Consider the following 17,814-nt stretch of genomic DNA (forward strand, 5'->3'; position numbering starts at 1 on the left):
CGGACCGACTCAGGCGGCGAGGCCGCGCTCGATCACCTGGGCGCGCTCGAAGACGTGCCCCTGAATGAGCGTGAAGCCCATCTGGGCGCAGGTGTCGAGGACGTCGGCCGTCTCGACGCGCTCGGCGATGAGGGGCACGCCAGCCTGCGACGCGAGTGCCACGAGTTCAGGCCCGAGCGCGGCCAGGTCGCGGACGTCGATCTTGATGAAGTCGGCGTGTTCGAGCAGGTCAATCTGGGAGTCGGTTCCCACGAAGTCGTCGATCGCCACACGGTAGCCCTGCGTGCGCAGGTCGTCGAGCCTGCGGCTGAGGTCACGGGTGGCAAACGCGGATTCGACGACTTCGATGACGGCCTGGTCGGGGCTGAAGCCGATGTACGGCCTTCCCAACAGGAAGGTGTGCGTGAAGTTCACGAAGGCCAGGGCACCGATGGGCTCGGCCTGTGGCATGTGGAACGCGGCCGCGATCACGTGCTCTGTCGCGCGATCCTGATCCGCGGCGTCCCAGAGGTCGACGCGCACCTGGGCGACCGGCGAGCAGAAGAGCAACTCATAGCCGAACAGGTCGCCGGTGGCGGTGTAAATGCCCTGACGGCCAATGACGACCCGCCGTCCCGCATCGGCGCTCCCAGCACTGCCTAGCGGTTCGTGCCACAGGGTGGGCTCTCGTCGGGCCTGGCTGGTCTGGTGAGTCATGGGCGGAGCGTTCGTGCCGTGCAAAGCAAAAGCCCCCACGTGCCAGTGGCGCGTCGGGGCTTCAGCGTGTGGGGCAGGGGGCTCAGAGAGCCGCGACCTGCTTGGCGAGAGCCGACTTGCGGTTCGCGGCCTGGTTCTTGTGGATGACGCCCTTGGAGACGGCCTTGTCGAGCTTGACGGAGGCGGTCTTGTAAGCGGCCTCAGCGGCGGCCTTGTCACCAGCGGTGATGGCGTCGCGCACCTTGCGGACGTTCGTCTTGAGCTCGGACTTCACGGCAACGTTGCGCTGGCGCGCCTTCTCGTTGGTGATGATCCGCTTCATGTTGGACTTGATGTTGGCCACAGTCGATCCTTTTGCGATGGTGTGAAATCTGGTCAGTGGAGCGCGAGCGCGCGCTCACACACGGCTTCCCATCTTACCAGTGATGGAGCTCGGAAAGCGAATGTGCGACCGAATCAAAGGTGCGCCGGTCAAGAACGGCACCTTCGCGTCGCACCGAAGCCGGGTCGACCCTGATGATTCTATCGAGTCTGACCTCCGACGGGCGACGCTGCCGGTCCCACGCGCCGGTGCCAATGTCCATCCAGCGGCGGCCGTAGCGGGCCTCGTGCGCGGCATCCGCATCGTGGTCCTTGCTCGTGAGTTGGAGCCCGAGCAGCCAGCCGTCAGCGCGCCCGATGATGAGCACGGGGCGGTCCTTGCCCTTGTGGTGGTCCTCTTCGAACGGTACCCACGTCCACACAATCTCGCCGGGGTCCGCCCTGCCGTCGGGATGGGGCGCGTAGCTGACGTTGACGCGGCCCTTGAAATCGCCGGGGTAGCGTCCGCGTGGATGCGTTTGAGGGCGCGTGCGGGGGTCGCGGGTGGGAGGCCGGCGGTTGGGCTTTTTGCTCCGGACCGCGACGGCGATGACCGCGAGCGCGGCCGCACCGATCAGCAGAGGTTCCACACGCCGACCCTAGCGCTCGCTGCCGTGCCACGCCCCTCTCGCGGCCGCCTCCCCGACGCCCCCGCCCCCGCCCCGCCCGCTCGGTTGATACCCGTCTCGACGCCGCTCCGGCGCCGGACGCACGCTGGATACCCGTCGTGGTGAGTTCCGGGGAGGGGCCGATGCGCATTGAGGTGCCCCTGGAGCGTCGCCCGAGTGCGCATCGGCCGGGCGCGAGATCCGTCGGTATGGGTATCAGGCACGCACCGACGTGCTCAGGGGCGTCGAGACGGGTATCAACCGGACGTGGGGGAGTTGGTGGGAGCGCAGGGCAGGCAGGGTGGGACAGCGCAGCGCAGCGCAGTGCGGCGCAGGGCGGGGCAGGGCGGGGCGGCGGCCGCGGGTGCGGCTATCCGACCGCCGCGCCGCGGGCCCGGCGCAGCGCATCGAGGTGCGCGACCCCGGGGGAGGTGAACTCGAGTTGATCGGCCGGGAGCGGGTGGCCAAACAGATATCCCTGACCCAGCAGCCACCCGTGTTCGAGCGCGGCGCGCCACTGGCCCTCAGTCTCGACGCCTTCGATCACGCCGTACATCCCCAGCCCGCTGGTGAGACGTGCGATCGCGGTGCTGATCCGGTCGCCGGTCGCGCGGTCGCCCAGCCGTAAGGTGAACTCTCGGGCAAGCTTGAGCCCAGCGACGGGGTTTTGGAGCACGGAGGACAGCGCCGAGTATCCGGTGCCGAAGTCGTCGAGGATGAGGTCCACGCCCATCGCCGCGAGTGAAGCAAGGTCGGAGCTCGCCGCTTTGGTTGCCAGCAGCATGCCCGACTCGGTGATCTCAAGCCCAAGGCGCGAGGGGTCGACCCCAGTCACCGCCAGCGCGTCGCGCACCACGCGGGTGAGGTCCGCACCTCCGACCTGGCGGGTAGAGACGTTGACCAGCACCTTGCCGGCGAACTGGGGATGGGCGGCGACAAAGCGGCACGCCTGCTCGATGACGAATGCGCCCAGCGGGACCATCAGGTTGGCGTCCTCACACACCTCGATGAAGTGCTGGGGCAGCAGTAGCCCGCGCTGGGGGTGTTGCCACCGCACGAGGGCCTCATAGGCCACGGTCTCGCGGCTCGCGAGGTCGACAACCGGTTGGTAGTGGACCACCAGTTCGCCCTCGCGGATCGCGCCTCGCAACTCGTTCTCGATTGACAGGCGCACGAGCGCACGGTCGCGCATGCCGGATTGGAACACGGCAGCGCGGTTGCGTCCCTGCGCCTTGGCGGATGACATGGCGAGATCGGCGTTGCGCACCAGCGTTTCGGCGGTCATGCCCGGCTCTGCCATGGCGAGCCCTGCACTCACGGTCGGCACCAGCCGATGCCCGTCGACGCTCATGGGCGCCTGAAGCGCCGCCGTGACCACCGTGAGTAGCCCCTCGGCCGCCGCGAGACCCACGATGTTCTCGAGCACCACGACGAACTCGTCCCCGCCCAGGCGAGACACGGTGTCCATGGGACGCACGGCGTCGCGGATGCGCTGGGCGATCTCGACCAGCACCCGGTCGCCCGCGTGGTGCCCGAGCGAGTCGTTCACCAGCTTGAAGTGGTCGACGTCGAGAAACAGGCACGCGACAGTGGCGTCGGTGGACTGGTGGCGTGACAGCGCTTGGTCGGCGCGCTCAAGCAAGAGCGCACGGCCGGGGAGCCCGGTCAGCTGGTCAAAGTGTGTACGGCGCTCCAGAAGGTCCTTCGCGCGCCGTACCTCGGACACGTCTTCGACCTGGACCAGAAAGCGCATCGGCCCTGTGGGGGAGCCCAGGCGGGAGACGGTCGTGCGAGTCCACACGGTGTCGCCGGAGCGGTGCTGGGCGCGCGACTGGAACTGGAAGTACGGCAGTTCGCCCCGACACAACTGCCCTTGGAGCTCGAGTGCCCGGCCGGTCTCGTCGGGGTGCAGCAGGTCGAGCCCTCCGAGCCCGATCAGCGCGTCGCAGTCGTAGCCGAGGATGGTCGCGAGGGGCTCGTTCGCCTCGCAGATGACCCCGCGCTCGTCCACCACGGCCATGCCGATGGGGGAACTCGTGAAGGTCTGTCGGAACAGGGTGTCGTCGCCAGCCATGCCACCGCCTCCTCATGGAGTCGTCGCGGCGGGCCATCTCCGCCGTCCGCAGGGTTTATCGGCATCCCCGGCATCCTCATGAGTAGGCATGCATAAGGGCCGATGCGCATGAGGCTCGTGCGGAACATGGGAGGATAGGTCCTTCGACTGTCCCCTGAACCCAAGGAACATACGCCCGTGTCATCCGACCCCCGCATTGAGCCTGCCGCGACGGCGCCGGAGCTGATCCGTAACTTCTGCATCATCGCGCACATCGACCATGGCAAGTCGACCCTTGCCGACCGCATGTTGCAGCTCACGGGAGTGGTCGAGGCGCGCCAGATGAAGGCGCAGTACCTGGACCGCATGGACATCGAGCGCGAGCGCGGCATCACCATCAAGTCGCAGGCCGTGCGGATGCCGTGGGCCGTCGAAGGTGCACCCCACGCGCTGAACATGATCGACACGCCTGGGCACGTGGACTTCAGCTACGAGGTGTCGCGTTCGCTCGCCGCCTGTGAGGGCGCGATTCTGCTGGTCGACGCGGCGCAGGGCATCGAGGCACAGACCCTCGCGAACCTGTACCTCGCGATGGAAAACGACCTGGTCATCATCCCGGTGCTCAACAAGATCGACCTGCCGTCGGCGGATCCCGAGCGCTACGCGGCCGAGCTCGCGCAGCTCATTGGCTGCGAGCCGGAGGACGTGCTGCGCGTTTCTGGCAAGACCGGTGAGGGCGTCGAGGCGCTGCTCGACCGCGTGGTGCGCGACATCCCCGCCCCCGTGGGTGACGCTGACGCTCCCACCCGGGCGATGATCTTCGACTCCGTGTACGACACCTACCGTGGCGTGGTCACGTATGTGCGTGTGGTTGATGGCTCGCTCAAGCCGCGCGAGAAGATCGCGATGATGTCGACGCTGGCCACTCACGACCTGCTCGAGATTGGCGTCATCAGCCCCGAGCCCAAGCCCTCGAAGGGCCTGGGAGTGGGCGAGGTGGGCTACCTCATCACGGGCGTGAAGGACGTGCGTTTGTCCAAGGTGGGTGACACCGTGACGACGGCCGCGCGCCGCGCCGAGTCCTCGCTCGGCGGCTACCGCGACCCCAAGCCGATGGTCTACTCGGGCCTGTTCCCGCTCGACGGCTCGGACTTCCCGGTGCTGCGCGATGCGCTCGACAAGCTTCAACTCAACGACGCCTCGCTCGTGTACGAGCCCGAGAGCTCGGTCGCGCTGGGCTTCGGCTTCCGCTGTGGCTACCTGGGCCTGCTGCACCTCGAAATTGTGCGCGACCGCCTGGAGCGTGAGTTCGGCATCGACCTGATCTCGACGGCGCCCAACGTGGTGTACGAGGTCGAGATGGAGGACGGCAAGGTCCACACCGTCACCAACCCCTCGGAGTTCCCCAGCGGCAAGATCTCCCAGGTGCGCGAGCCCGTCGTGAAGGCATCGATCCTCGTTCCCAGCGAGTTCATCGGCACCGTCATGGAATTGTGCCAGGAGCGTCGCGGCCAGATGGGCACCATGAACTACCTGTCCGAGTCGCGCGTGGAGATGCACTACACGCTGCCGCTGGCCGAGGTGGTCTTCGACTTCTTCGACCAGCTCAAGTCGCGCACGCGCGGCTACGGTTCGCTCGACTACGAGCCCGCAGGCGACCAGGCCGCCGACCTCGTGAAGGTCGACATCCTGCTCCAGGGCGAGGCGGTCGACGCCTTCAGCGCCGTGGTGCACAAGGACGCCGCCTACCAGTACGGCCTGTCGATGGTCACCAAGCTCAAGGATCTCATCGACCGCCAGCAGTTCGAGGTTCCCATCCAGGCCGCGATCGGCGCCAGGGTGATTGCCCGCGAGACCATTCGCGCGATCCGCAAGGACGTGCTCGCCAAGTGCTACGGCGGTGACATTTCGCGTAAGCGCAAGCTGCTGGAGAAGCAGAAGGCCGGTAAGAAGCGCATGAAGAACATCGGCTCCGTCGAGGTGCCGCCGGAGGCCTTCATCGCCGCGCTGTCCACCTCCGACGATGGCTCGGACAAGGGCAAGAAGAAGTAGCGGTGTCACCGGCTACGGCCCCCGTAGCGCCGATGCGCGACTTCGGCGTGTACATCCACGTCCCCTTTTGTGCGGTGCGGTGCGGGTACTGCGACTTCAACACGTACGCGCCGGGCGAGGGCGAGTTCTCTTCGCGCGATGACTACGTGGGTGCTGCGCTCGCGGAGCTGGCGCTCGCACGTGAGGCCATGGCGGGCGACGACCGCCCCGCTCGCACCGTCTTCTTTGGTGGTGGCACGCCGACCATGCTCGACGCGGCCGCGCTCGCGGCCTTGCTGGGCGGCGTGCGCGACACCTGGGGTCTGACGGCCGATGCGGAGGTCACCACCGAGGCCAACCCCGACTCGGTCACGCGCGAGTCCCTCGCGACCTTGGCGGCGGCGGGCTTCACCAGGGTGAGCTTTGGCATGCAGTCGGCCGTGCCGCACGTACTCGCGACGCTCGAGCGCACCCACCGTCCTGAGAACGTGGCTCGCGCCGTGGGCTGGGCGCGCGAGGCGGGACTGGCGGTGAGCCTTGACCTCATCTACGGGACGCCGGGGGAGTCGCTCGCCGACTGGCACGCGTCGCTCGACGCCGCGATCGCACTCCAACCGGATCACGTCAGCGCCTACGCGCTCGTCATCGAGCCGGGGACCCGGATGGGGCGCCAGTTGCGCTCGGGCGAGATCGACCCCGTCGACCTCGACACTCAGGCGGACATGTACGAGGCGGCCGATGCGCGTCTGACTGCCGCCGGATACGGCTGGTACGAGGTGTCGAACTGGGCGCGCACGCCCGACCAGGCCTGCCGCCACAACATCGCCTACTGGACCAGCCAAGACTGGTGGGGAGTGGGACCGGGCGCTCACAGCTATCTTGGCCCGCGCATCGGCCCGCATGGCGAGGCGATCGAGGCCGAGCGCTGGTGGAACGTGAAGCTGCCGCGGGCGTATGCCGCACGCCTGGCGTCAGGGGACAGCCCCGAGGCGGAGCGCGAACCGCTCACCGCCGACGACCTCGCCCTCGAATCCGTGATGCTGAGGATTCGCTTGGCTGAGGGGATGGCCGTCGCCGACCTTCCTGAGCGGCGGCCCGACGCGATCGCCGCGCTCGTCGCCGACGGCGTACTCGACGGGCGCGCAGCACTTGCCGGGCGACTGGTGCTCACCCTGCGGGGGCGCCTGCTTGCCGACGCGGCCGTCCGCGCGCTCACCTGACGCGCTGCCCTGCGGGGTTCAGCGCACGAACGGAATGACCGCCGGGACCTTGAAGTACTCGCCGTTGTTGGCCTTGATGCCGGCGATGATCGAGATCACGAGCGCGTAGAAGCCGTACAGCAGCCACAAGGGGATCGTGACGAACAGTCCGACTCCGAGCAAGAGCAAGCCCACGATGAACGCCGCGATGCCCGTCACGAGCACGGACAGTTGCAAATTAAGGTTCTGCTTGCCGTGAAAGTCGATGAGGGCGCTGCGCTCGCGGTACATGAGCCACAGCACGAGCGGGACGACGAAGCCCAAGAACCCGGCGCTGAGGAACATCGCCGCTGCGGCGATGATGTGGATGAGCATCGACCACATGCGCGCCTGCGACTCGAGCATGGCGGGCTGGCTGTAGGGCGGCGTGGGCACCGAGTAGCCGGGCTGGGGGGCAGCCTGGTACGGGGGAGTGGTGCTGTACTGCGGTGCGCCGTCGTACTGCGGAGGCTGCGGAGGGACAGTGCTGTCGTTCATGCCTCCAGGGTGGCAGACGCGACAAGGGCCCGTCATCGGTCACTTGACCGATGACGGGCCCTGACATTCGTCGGGGACGTGACTCAGGGTGTCACTTCACCAGGCGCAGGTTGAAGGGGTAGCGGTAGGCCTGGTGCTTGTTTGCCGCCAGACCGCCGATGATCTGGAAGACCAGTGCCACTACCCACACCACGAACAGCAGGAAGCCCAACAGGCCGAACGAGACGACAGTCAGGATCGAAGCGGCGACATAAGCGATCGCGATGAGGATGTTGAAGTTCAGCGCTTCCTTGCCCTGGTCGTTGAGGAATCCGGAGCGCTCGCGGTAGATCAACCAGAAGATCAGGGGGCCGAAGAGTCCGATGAGGATGGCCGACAGGTGCGTCAGCAGGCCGAAAGTGCGCTCGTCCTGTTCGGACAAGGGCTGAGGCGGCGCCGCGGGGCCCGGCTGGCCACTGTACGGCTGCTGGGGCGGCGGGGGAACCGTGCTGTCGTCAGTCATTGCGTTTCACCACTTCAATGTTGTAGGGATACGTCGCTGGCAGCCCTCGTCGAACGGCGCGGAATGCCTGGTAGCACAGGACAATGGCGACCACGAGCACTGCCAACTGTGCCAATGTACCGATAAAGGCCACAAAGGGCACGAACTTTCTGACGACGGTCGCTACGGCGAACACCACGAACACCATCAGGCCAAAGTTGACGGCCTTGCCGGCCTCGCGCGCGGCCCAGGGGTCGCTGTCCTTTTTCGCCACCCACACGGCCAAGGGGATCAGGGGGCCGAGGACGGCACCCAGGTGCGCGAGGCCTGCTGTGGACGCGGACGTGGTGTGCTGCGGTGCATGAGTCATCGGTGGCCTCCTGCGCTCACGGTACCGCCCGCGCGAGCCGCGATAGGATTAGCACTCGGGGCAATCGAGTGCCAGCGAGTCGACTGTCGGTGTCGGCCGGCGCTGCGGCCGCTGTCGGCGCCCGAGAACCACCGCCCCCACGTGCTGAGAGGAGAGTCATGAGCGAAGAACGTCGTCGCGCGGTCCTGCGCGCCATCGTCGAAGGCTACGTGGCCACCTCCGAGCCGGTCGGGTCCAAGGCGCTCGCGGACGCTGCCGTCCTGGGCGTATCCTCGGCGACCATCCGCAACGACATGGCGCTGCTCGAGGAGGAGGGGCTCATCGCCCAGCCCCACACGAGCGCGGGTCGCATCCCCACCGATGCTGGCTACCGCTCGTTCGTGGACAACCTCGCCGCCACCGCGCTCCAGGATCCCCACCGTCGCGCCATCCACACCTTCCTGTCCGACGCGGTCGACCTCAACGATGTGGTCGAACGGTCAGTGCGCCTGCTCAGCCAACTCACGCGCCAGGTCGCTGTGGTGCAGTTCCCGAGCATCCGCGAGTCTGCCGTGCGCAGGGTCGAGCTGGTGCGTATTGGCGTCGACCGTGCCCTGGTGGTCGTGGTCTCGGCCGATGCGCGGGTCGAGCAGTCGACGGTCGCGCTAGGCGAGACGGTGAGCGACGATGAGTTTGAGCGCACGGCCCGCGAGGTGAACGAGGCATCCTTTGGCCGCACCCCTGCAGCGCTGTTGGCATCGCTCACGCAGTGGGCCGCCCGGCCGGGCCAGGTGTCGTGGGCGCAGGGTGTGGCCGATGCGGTGGTCGCCTCCGCGCGCGGCGGCACCGTCGAGCGGGTCGTCTTCGCGGGTGCCGCCAACTTGGCGCGCGCGGGCGCCGACTTCGAGTCGGACGCGATTGGCTCGGTGCTGGATGCGCTTGAGGAACAAGTCGTGCTGCTGCGGCTGTTGCATGAGATGGCTGCAGATGGCCAGGACGTGGCCGTGCGCATTGGTGCGGAGACCCGCACCGAGGCGCTCGCGCGCACGTCCATCATCGCGGCGGGGTATGGGCCCGGGGGAGAGGCAACGTCGTTGCTCGGCACCCTTGGTCCCACCCGCATGGACTATCCAGGGACGATGGCCGCCGTGCGTGCCGTCGCCCGCTACCTGTCGAGAGTCGTGGAGAACGAGTGAAGGACTACTACGCCGACCTGGGCGTATCGCGTGGCGCCTCAGAGGCCGAGATCAAGAAGGCTTACCGCAAGCTGGCACGCGAGTTGCACCCCGATGTCGCCGGTCCCGAGTCGGCCGAGCGATTCAAGGAAGTCGCGGCAGCGTACGAGGTGCTCGGCAACGCCGACAAGCGTGCCCAGTACGACCGCGGCGTGGACCCCCGCAACAGGAATGGTGGCCAGGGCGGTCCGCAGGGATTCGGTTTCGAGGACATCTTCGAGACCTTCTTTGGAGGGGGAGGGTCGCCGTTTGGCGGTGCCGCCCAGCGTGGGCCGGCCTCGCGCACCCAGCGCGGCGGGGACACCCTCGTCCAGACTGCGGTGTCCCTCGAGGAGGCCGTGTTTGGCGTGAGCCGCGAGGTCCAGGTGGACCTGGCCGACGTGTGCTCCACGTGCCACGGGTCGTGCTGCACGCCGGGCACGAGCCCCGAGACGTGCCGCCAGTGCAACGGCGCTGGCATGATCCAGCGCACGGCGCGGTCCCTGCTGGGCCCCGTCATGACGCAGTCGCCGTGCCCCGGTTGCGGTGGCTACGGCACCATCATCGCGAGCCCGTGTGGCGACTGCTCTGGTCAGGGCCGCACGCACTCGCGGCACACGATCGTGGTGGACATCCCCGCCGGAGTCGAGACGGGTACGCGCATTCGTCTCGCAGGCCGAGGAGACGCGGGCACGGGAGGCGGCCCCAAGGGTGACCTGTACGTCGAGATCCGCGAAAAGCCGCACGCCACCTTCGAGCGTCGCGGTGATGACCTGCACTGCACCCTCGAAGTGCCGATGACCGCGGCCGCTCTCGGCGCGACCATGGCTGTCGAGACCTTCGACGGCGAGCAAAACGTCGACATCCGTCCCGGCACCCACGCTGGCACCACCGTCAAGCTCAAGGGGCTCGGTGTGGGCCGCTTGCAGCGCGCCGGCCGAGGCGACCTGCTGGTTCACCTCGACGTGCACACGCCGACGGACCTCGACGCGGAGCAAGAGGAGCTGTTGCGCAAGCTCTCCACGCTCCGGGGCGAAGAGATGCCAGCGGCCACCCTCGCGCCCATCGGCGGCGGGGTGTTCTCGCGCCTGCGCGACGCGTTCAAGGGCCGCTAAGCCCGGTGAGTGCTCCCGTCTTCCTCAGCCCCGCCAGCGCCGATGCGCGAGTGGGTGACGAGGTAACCGTCACCGGGGACGAGGCTCACCACGCGGTCGCGGTGCAGCGTCGCCAGGTAGGCGAACGGGTGGACCTGGTCGACGGCGCTGGCGCGCGGGCACAGGGCATCATCGTCGAAGCGGGCGCCGGCCTCATGCGGGTGCGTGTGGAGGCCGTCGGGCGTGACCTAGATGCCCCGGTGACGCTCGTGCAGGCGCTCGCCAAGGGCGGCAGGGACGAGCAAGCGGTCGAGGCGGCGGTCGAACTTGGTGCCACGCGCATCGTCCCGTGGCAGGCCGCCCGTTCCATCGTGCAGTGGCGCGGCCCCAAGGCCGACAAGGCCGTGGCGCGGTGGCGCTCGCTCGTCATCGCGGCGGCCAAGCAATCGCGGCGTGCGCTCGTGCCTGCGGTCGACCCAGCGGTGTCGAGCCGTGGCCTGGCCGAGGTCGTACGGTCGGCCGTGGCGGACGGTGCCGTGGTGCTCGTGCTCCACGAGGCCGCAGCGGTGCCGCTGACGTCGCTGACGTGGGCGCAGGACCTCCAAGAAGTCTGGTTTGTGGTCGGCCCCGAGGGAGGGATCTCGGACGACGAGGTTGCCGACCTCGCGCAGGCGGGAGCGCAGGCCGTCGTGCTCGGGCCGCACGTGCTGCGTGCCTCGAGCGCCGGCCCCGCGGCCATCGCGGCGCTCGCGGCATTGCGTGGAACCTGGGGCGACGCGACCCACGGTGCAAGCGGCGGGGGCCTACGCTAGCCGTATGAGTGCCGACTGCCTGTTCTGCAAGATCATTGCTGGGGACATCCCGGCCGAGTTCGTCGCCCAGACCGATCGTGTGGTGGCCTTCCGCGATATCTCGCCCAAGGCTCCCGTGCACGTGCTCGTGGTGCCGCGCACCCACGTCGAGAACGTCGCCCAGGCCGCGGCGCAGGTGCCCGAGGAACTCGCCGAGATGGCACAGGTGGCGCAGCAGATCGCCGACGCGGAATGCGACGGCCAGTACCGATGGATTTTCAACACCGGCGAGAGCGCCGGACAGAGCGTGTTTCACGCCCACGGCCACGTCGTGGGAGGCACGCCACTGGGATGGGAGCCTGCGTGAGTGTCACGCGAGTAGTCGTCGTCGAGGACGCGGCACAGATGCCGGAGCTCATGGGCTCCGGCGACGCTGTGATGAAGGAGATCGAGCGGGCGTTCCCCGCGGTTGACCTGCACGTGCGGGGCAACCGCATCTCGCTCAGCGGCGAGGAGAGCGAGGTCGCGGCCGCCGCCACGGCGATCGAGGAGCTGCGGTCGGTCATGGCTGCCGGAGTTCCGCTGACGCCCGATGTGGCGCGCGAGTCCGTGCGCATGCTCGGCGCCGCCCGTGGCGTGGCAGCGGCGGCAGCGGAGGCGGGCTCTGCGGTGCCCGACGCCCAGCGCCCCGTCTCGGTACTGTCGCGCTCGATCCTGTCGAGCAGGGGTCGGACCATCCGGCCCAAGACCCAGGGTCAGGCCGACTACGTGCAGGCGATCGAGACGCATACGGTGACATTCGGCATCGGCCCTGCGGGCACGGGCAAGACGTACCTGGCCATGGCGCAGGCCGTGGCGGCGCTGCAGAGCAAGAAGGTCAACCGGATTGTCCTCACCAGGCCTGCGGTCGAGGCCGGGGAGCGGCTGGGCTTCCTGCCCGGCAGCCTCAACGAGAAGATTGACCCCTACCTGCGCCCGCTGTATGACGCGCTGCACGACATGGTGGACCCCGAGTCGATCCCGCGGCTCATGGAGGCCGGCACCATCGAGGTCGCGCCCTTGGCGTACATGCGCGGCCGCACTCTCAACGACGCGTTCGTGATTCTTGACGAGGCGCAGAACACCACCCGTGAGCAGATGAAGATGTTCCTCACCAGGCTGGGCTTTGGCTCGACCATGGTCGTCACGGGTGACGTCACTCAGGTGGACCTCCCCGGTGGGACCCAGTCGGGACTGCGTGCCTCGCGAGAGATTCTCGACGGGATCGACGACATCGCCTTTTGCGAGCTCAACGCGGACGACGTGGTGCGCCACCGCCTGGTCAGCGACATCATTACCGCGTACGCCAAGGCAGAGGAACGTCACGCTCCCCGTGGCGGCGGCCAGCAGCGACGCTTTAACCGACCGGAGGGTCAGCAGTGATCGACGTCAACAACGAGACCGAGGCGGACGTCGACGAGGTCGAGTTCGCCGAGCTCGCCACCTTTGTCTTGCGCGAGATGCACGTGGCCGAAGGTGCCGAACTCGCGATTTTGTTTGTCGACGAGCCAGCGATGGAGCAGCTACACATCCAGTGGATGGACGAGCCTGGCCCCACCGACGTGCTCAGCTTCCCCATGGACGAGCTGCGCCCCGGCACCGCCGACGAGCCCACGCCCCCTGGGCTGTTGGGTGACATCGTGGTGTGCCCGTCGGTGGCCGCGCGTCAGGCGGCCACGGCCGGCCACACCGTTGAAGAAGAGATGTTGCTGCTGACGACGCACGGCATCTTGCACCTGCTGGGCTACGACCACGTCGAGCCGGAGGAGGAGAAGGAGATGTTTGGCCTCCAGCGCCGACTCCTTCTCACGTTCCTCGCGAACCGCGCCTAGAGGCGCCGTGTCCGGCTCGACCCTGCTCACCCTCGCGCTGGTTACGGTCTTCAGCGTGCTCGGAGCGGCGGTGCTCCATGCCGTGGTGGCCGCGCTCGAGCAGATTCCGCACGCCGAGGAGCGCGAGCTTGCCGCTCGCAGGCGCCCGGACGGCAAGCCCACCTCCGCGGCGCGCATCGCCGCTATCCCCACGCAGACGGACGACGCCGCGTCGGTGGCGTACGCGACCCTCGAGGGGGTGGGGCTCGTCGCGGTGACCATGATCGTGTCTGACCTTGCGGTCGACCTTGAGTGGTCGCTACTGGCCGTGTTCCTGCTGGCCGCCGTCATCGCCGTGCTGACGTCGTTGTTGCTGGTGCGGGCCTTTCCACGACAGGTGGCGCGCAGCCACCCCTTGGTCACGCTCAGCCTTACGGCCCCGCTCGCGTGGATGCTGATTCGCCTCACGAGCCCCATCAGGGCCGTCGTGCCGGCCCTCCAGATGCCGCCGCTCGAGGAGCCAGAGGACCTGGTCGAGCGCGCTCAGGACGCCCTCGAGGAGGAGGACGCGCAGCTCTTGCGCTCCGTGGTGGGCTTTGGCGACACCCTCACGCGCGAGGTCATGGTGCCGCGCACCGACATGATCACTATCGCGGCGGGCACCCCCGCGCGCAAGGCGATGGTGTTGTTCATGCGGTCGGGCTTTTCCCGGGTGCCGGTCATCGGTCACGGCGTGGACGACACGGTGGGGGTGCTCTACCTCAAGGACGTGGTCAAGCGCACCTGGAACGACTCCGAAGCGCTCGACGACCCTGTCGACGACTTCATGCGCGAGCCGGTCTTTGTGCCCGAATCCGTGCCGGTCGATGACCTGCTGCGCCGGATGCAAGACGAGGTGTTCCACATGGCGATCGTCGTGGACGAATACGGCGGCGTCGCCGGACTCGTGACCATCGAGGACGCGCTCGAAGAGATCGTTGGCGAGGTAGTCGACGAACACGACCGCACCGCGCCAGACGTCGAGCCCCTGGCAGACGGTGCCTACCGGGTGCCAGCACGCTACCCGCTCGACGAACTGGGCGAGCTGTTCGATATTGAGATCGATGACGAGGACGTCGAGACAGCTGCGGGCCTGCTGGCCAAAGCGCTCGGCAAGGTACCTATCCCGGGTGCCCGCGCATCGGCCCACGGGCTGTCGCTGACAGCCGACAGGGTGGAAGGTCGCCGCAGGCGCCTGACTGCTGTCATCGTGGAAAAAGAGGCGAAGGAAGAGGATCAAGATGACTGAGGCGACCGTCACTCACCGCAGCGGCTTTGCGTGCTTTGTGGGCCGACCCAACGTGGGCAAGTCCACGCTCATGAATGCCCTGGTAGGGGAGAAGGTGGCGATCATGTCGTCGCGCCCCCAGACCACCCGACGGGCGATCCGCGGCGTGCTCAACCGCGAGGACGCTCAGTTGGTGATTGTCGATACCCCCGGGCTACACCGGCCCCGCACCCTCCTGGGCGAACGGCTCAACGACCTGGTGCGCGAGACCTTCGCCGAGGTCGACGTGATCGGTTTTTGCCTGCCCGCCGACCAGAAGGTCGGCCCAGGAGACCAGTGGATTGCCAGGGAACTGGCCGATGCGCGCGCACCCGTCGTAGCGATTGTCACCAAGGTGGACGCCGTCTCCCGCGAGCGCGTCGCCGAGCACCTGCTCGCCGTGTCCCAACTGGGTGACTGGGCGGACGTCGTGCCCGTCAGCTCGATCAAGGACATCCAGATCGACACCCTGGTCGACGTGCTCGTCAAGCACCTGCCGGAGGGGCCGCCGCTGTACCCCGAGGGCGCGGTGACGGACGAGCCAGAGGAGGTCCGCGTGGCGGAACTGATCCGTGAGGCGGCCCTCGAGGGTGTGCGCGAGGAACTGCCGCACTCGATCGCCGTGGTGATCGAAGAGATGGTCGAGCCGGGTGAGGACACCTCGTCGCGCGACGTGCTCGAGATTCGTGCCCAGTTGTTTGTGGAGCGCGACTCGCAAAAGGGCATCATCATCGGCCGCGGCGGATCCCGTCTCAAGGAGGTGGGCGCGACCGCGCGCGAGGGCATTGAGCGGCTGCTGGGACGCCGGGTCTACCTGGACCTGCGGGTCAAGGTCGCGAAGGACTGGCAGCGCGACCCCAAGCAGTTGGGCCGCCTGGGCTTCTAGAGGTTGGTCACTTCTGCGGCCTGGCGGCCCAATCTCGGCGCACGTTGGTCAGTTCGTGCACGAGGAGCGGTGGTGCCGGCCAGGTAGATGGCCGCGAGTGCGCGTGCACGAACTGACCAAGTCTCGGTGGACAGCGCGACCTGAGTCGTGAAAGTGACCAACTTGGGTGGTGGGAGACGCATCGGCCGTCCGCTATGGTGAATCCATGCGTGCACGCTCGCTGCTCCTTCGTCGCCGCGACGAGGCCTGATAGGCCGGCTCCTCGTCGCGGAGGCTGTCGTGCCGGCTTTCAGCAGCCAACGAATCGACGAAGGACTTCCCCAGACATGAGCGACTACTACACCTCCGGCAACCAGACCGCCTCCGCGATGCCGGTGCACAAGTACCGTCCCTTCCACGAGCAGATCGCCGTTGACCTGAGCGACCGCACCTGGCCTGGCAAGCGCATCACCGAGGCGCCGCGCTGGTGCGCCGTCGACCTGCGCGACGGCAACCAGGCCCTCATCGAGCCCATGAACGTGGAGCGCAAGCTGCGCATGTTCGACCTCCTGGTGCGCATGGGTTACAAGGAGATCGAGGTGGGCTTCCCGAGCGCGAGCCAAACCGACTTCGACTTTGTTCGCACGCTCATCGATGAGGACCGCATTCCCGACGACGTGATCATCCAGGTGCTGACCCAGGCGCGTGAACACCTCATCGAGCGCACCTACGAGTCGCTGCGCGGGGCCAAGAACGCGATCGTTCACCTGTACAACTCGACATCGGTGCTGCAGCGCGAGGTGGTGTTCCGGGCCGACAAGGACGAGATCAAGGACATCGCCACGCACGGCGCCATGCTGTGCCAGAAGTTCGAGGAGACCATCCCCGACACCCAGGTGTTCTACGAGTACAGCCCCGAGTCCTACACGGGCACGGAACTCGAGTACGCCGTCGAGGTGTGCAACGCGGTGCTTGACGTGTGGAAGCCCACCCCCGAGCGCAAGGTCATCATCAACCTGCCCGCAACGGTCGAGATGGCGACGCCCAACGTGTACGCCGACTCGATCGAGTGGATGAGCCGCCGCCTGGACTACCGCGAGTCCGTGGTGCTGAGCCTGCACCCGCACAACGACCGCGGCACCGCGGTGGCCGCCGCAGAGCTGGGCTACATGGCCGGTGCGGACCGCATCGAGGGCTGCCTGTTTGGCAACGGCGAGCGCACGGGCAACGTGGACCTCGTCACGCTGGGCATGAACCTGTTCAGCCAGGGGATCGACCCGCAGATCGACTTCTCCGACATCGACGGGATCCGTCGTACCGTCGAGTACTGCAACCAGCTCGACGTGCACCCCCGTCACCCGTGGGGCGGAGACCTGGTGTTCACGGCATTCTCCGGCTCGCACCAGGATGCGATCAACAAGGGCTTTGACCACATGCGCGCTCGTGCTGAGGCTCAGGGGGTTGGCGTCGATGACATCGTGTGGGGCGTGCCGTACCTGCCTATTGACCCCAAGGACGTAGGCCGCTCTTACGAAGCCGTGATCAGGGTCAACAGCCAGTCCGGCAAGGGAGGCGTGGCGTACCTGCTCAAGACCGAGCGCAACCTAGACCTGCCGCGTCGACTGCAAATCGAGTTCTCGCGTGTGGTCCAGGCTGCCGCGGACTCCTCGGGCGCGGAACAGACGGCCGAGGACATCTGGCAGATCTTCCACGACGAGTATCTGCCCGCCGAGGACCTCGCGAAGGTGTGGGGCCGCTTCGCGCTGCGTGGGACGCGCGCAACGAGCTCCGACGAGGGCCCTGACACGCTGGCCGCGGATATCCGCGACGGTGCTGAGGCGCTCACCATCGAAGGCTCCGGCAACGGCCCCGTGGACGCGTTCGTGGCGGCGCTCGGCACCCGCGGCGTGAAGGTCGAGGTGCTCGACTACCACGAGCACGCCATGACCGGCGGAGGTGACGCCAGGGCTGCTGCGTACGTCGAATGCCAGATGGGCGACGACATCCTGTGGGGCGTGGGGATCGACCCGTCCATCACGACGGCGACGCTCAAGGCCATCATCTCTGCGGTGAACCGCTCGCAGCGATAGGAAGGGGGCGGGGCCCGGCAACGGGCCCCGCCGTCATCCGGCGCGGTGATCCGTTGCGGTGGTTCGCTGCGGTGATCCGCTGCCTTGATCGGCTCAGGGGCAGAAGACCCCCAGAAATGCGCTTGGCGCCACCTGTCGCGCCTACCCGAGCATCCCCCTGATTACCCGGTGGCGCAACGGTGACGCCGTCGCGTTTCATACGTTACTGACGGCCCCGCACGCGCGGTATCCCCATTTGTGGGGGGTCAAGATGAACATTCACGCGTGAACCCTGGCGCGGGCGCACGGGG

18 protein-coding genes are annotated in these 17,814 nt (G+C 67.8%); 11 read left to right on the forward strand and 7 right to left on the reverse strand.

The features are described 5' to 3' along the window. Positions 1 to 9: 9 nt before the first annotated feature. From ACK5NO_RS04290 to ACK5NO_RS04305, 4 genes are all read right to left on the reverse strand, one after another. Positions 10 to 696, reverse strand: coding sequence for an EAL and HDOD domain-containing protein (locus ACK5NO_RS04290; RefSeq protein ID WP_416811433.1), 687 nt, complete (start codon positions 694 to 696; stop codon positions 10 to 12). Between the two features lie 82 nt (positions 697 to 778). After that, on the reverse strand, positions 779 to 1,039 hold the full coding sequence (gene rpsT, locus ACK5NO_RS04295) for a 30S ribosomal protein S20 (protein ID WP_416811434.1): 261 nt from the start codon (positions 1,037 to 1,039) through the stop codon (positions 779 to 781). Positions 1,040 to 1,112: 73 nt separating this feature from the next. Continuing rightward, positions 1,113 to 1,646: a type II toxin-antitoxin system PemK/MazF family toxin gene (locus tag ACK5NO_RS04300; protein WP_416811435.1), complete on the reverse strand. Its 534-nt coding sequence runs from the start codon at positions 1,644 to 1,646 to the stop codon at positions 1,113 to 1,115. Between the two features lie 388 nt (positions 1,647 to 2,034). Beyond that, complete coding sequence (locus tag ACK5NO_RS04305) at positions 2,035 to 3,738, reverse strand: putative bifunctional diguanylate cyclase/phosphodiesterase (protein WP_416811436.1); 1,704 nt, start codon at positions 3,736 to 3,738, stop codon at positions 2,035 to 2,037. 177 nt (positions 3,739 to 3,915) lie between these two features. Between ACK5NO_RS04305 and lepA the strand changes: the two genes are divergently transcribed. Together lepA and hemW are read left to right on the forward strand one after the other, a co-directional pair. Next, on the forward strand, positions 3,916 to 5,769 hold the full coding sequence (gene lepA, locus ACK5NO_RS04310; protein WP_416811437.1) for a translation elongation factor 4: 1,854 nt from the start codon (positions 3,916 to 3,918) through the stop codon (positions 5,767 to 5,769). A 32-nt stretch (positions 5,770 to 5,801) separates the two neighbouring features. After that, positions 5,802 to 6,968: a radical SAM family heme chaperone HemW gene (gene hemW, locus ACK5NO_RS04315; protein ID WP_416811438.1), complete on the forward strand. Its 1,167-nt coding sequence runs from the start codon at positions 5,802 to 5,804 to the stop codon at positions 6,966 to 6,968. An 18-nt stretch (positions 6,969 to 6,986) separates the two neighbouring features. Here hemW and ACK5NO_RS04320 read toward each other — a convergent pair whose 3' ends face one another. The 3 genes from ACK5NO_RS04320 to ACK5NO_RS04330 all read right to left on the reverse strand — a co-directional run bounded on the left by ACK5NO_RS04320 (position 6,987) and on the right by ACK5NO_RS04330 (position 8,335). Then, entirely contained in the window at positions 6,987 to 7,484 is a 498-nt protein-coding gene (locus ACK5NO_RS04320; protein WP_416811439.1) for a DUF4870 domain-containing protein, read from the reverse strand. A 91-nt stretch (positions 7,485 to 7,575) separates the two neighbouring features. Beyond that, a complete protein-coding gene (locus ACK5NO_RS04325) occupies positions 7,576 to 7,986 on the reverse strand; it encodes a DUF4870 domain-containing protein (protein WP_416811440.1) in 411 nt (136 codons plus the stop codon). Beyond that, entirely contained in the window at positions 7,979 to 8,335 is a 357-nt protein-coding gene (locus ACK5NO_RS04330; protein ID WP_416811441.1) for a DUF4870 domain-containing protein, read from the reverse strand. The genes ACK5NO_RS04325 and ACK5NO_RS04330 overlap by 8 nt, the downstream gene beginning before the upstream one ends. A gap of 158 nt (positions 8,336 to 8,493) precedes the next feature. Here ACK5NO_RS04330 and hrcA point away from each other — a divergent pair, with 158 nt between their 5' ends. From hrcA to leuA, 9 genes are all read left to right on the forward strand, one after another. Beyond that, a complete protein-coding gene (gene hrcA, locus ACK5NO_RS04335) occupies positions 8,494 to 9,510 on the forward strand; it encodes a heat-inducible transcriptional repressor HrcA (RefSeq protein ID WP_416811442.1) in 1,017 nt (338 codons plus the stop codon). Beyond that, complete coding sequence (gene dnaJ / locus ACK5NO_RS04340) at positions 9,507 to 10,643, forward strand: molecular chaperone DnaJ (protein ID WP_416811443.1); 1,137 nt, start codon at positions 9,507 to 9,509, stop codon at positions 10,641 to 10,643. The genes hrcA and dnaJ overlap by 4 nt, the downstream gene beginning before the upstream one ends. A 5-nt stretch (positions 10,644 to 10,648) precedes the next feature. Further along, positions 10,649 to 11,434, forward strand: a complete 786-nt coding sequence (locus ACK5NO_RS04345; protein WP_416811444.1) for a 16S rRNA (uracil(1498)-N(3))-methyltransferase — start codon at positions 10,649 to 10,651, stop codon at positions 11,432 to 11,434. Positions 11,435 to 11,438: 4 nt separating this feature from the next. Next, complete coding sequence (locus tag ACK5NO_RS04350; RefSeq protein ID WP_416811445.1) at positions 11,439 to 11,780, forward strand: histidine triad nucleotide-binding protein; 342 nt, start codon at positions 11,439 to 11,441, stop codon at positions 11,778 to 11,780. Next, positions 11,765 to 12,835: a PhoH family protein gene (locus tag ACK5NO_RS04355; protein WP_416811446.1), complete on the forward strand. Its 1,071-nt coding sequence runs from the start codon at positions 11,765 to 11,767 to the stop codon at positions 12,833 to 12,835. The genes ACK5NO_RS04350 and ACK5NO_RS04355 overlap by 16 nt, the downstream gene beginning before the upstream one ends. Further along, positions 12,832 to 13,284 (forward strand): rRNA maturation RNase YbeY, encoded by a 453-nt coding sequence (ybeY, locus tag ACK5NO_RS04360; RefSeq protein ID WP_416811447.1) that lies wholly within the window; start codon positions 12,832 to 12,834, stop codon positions 13,282 to 13,284. Before ACK5NO_RS04355 ends, ybeY begins: the two co-directional genes overlap by 4 nt. A gap of 7 nt (positions 13,285 to 13,291) precedes the next feature. Beyond that, positions 13,292 to 14,551 (forward strand): hemolysin family protein, encoded by a 1,260-nt coding sequence (locus ACK5NO_RS04365; RefSeq protein ID WP_416811448.1) that lies wholly within the window; start codon positions 13,292 to 13,294, stop codon positions 14,549 to 14,551. Then, on the forward strand, positions 14,544 to 15,455 hold the full coding sequence (gene era / locus ACK5NO_RS04370; RefSeq protein WP_416811449.1) for a GTPase Era: 912 nt from the start codon (positions 14,544 to 14,546) through the stop codon (positions 15,453 to 15,455). The genes ACK5NO_RS04365 and era overlap by 8 nt, the downstream gene beginning before the upstream one ends. A gap of 326 nt (positions 15,456 to 15,781) precedes the next feature. Then, entirely contained in the window at positions 15,782 to 17,524 is a 1,743-nt protein-coding gene (gene leuA / locus ACK5NO_RS04375) for a 2-isopropylmalate synthase (protein WP_416811450.1), read from the forward strand. Positions 17,525 to 17,814 lie beyond the last annotated feature (290 nt).

The sequence above is a fragment of the Demequina sp. genome, assembly GCF_047975725.1.
GTDB lineage: Bacteria > Actinomycetota > Actinomycetes > Actinomycetales > Demequinaceae > Demequina.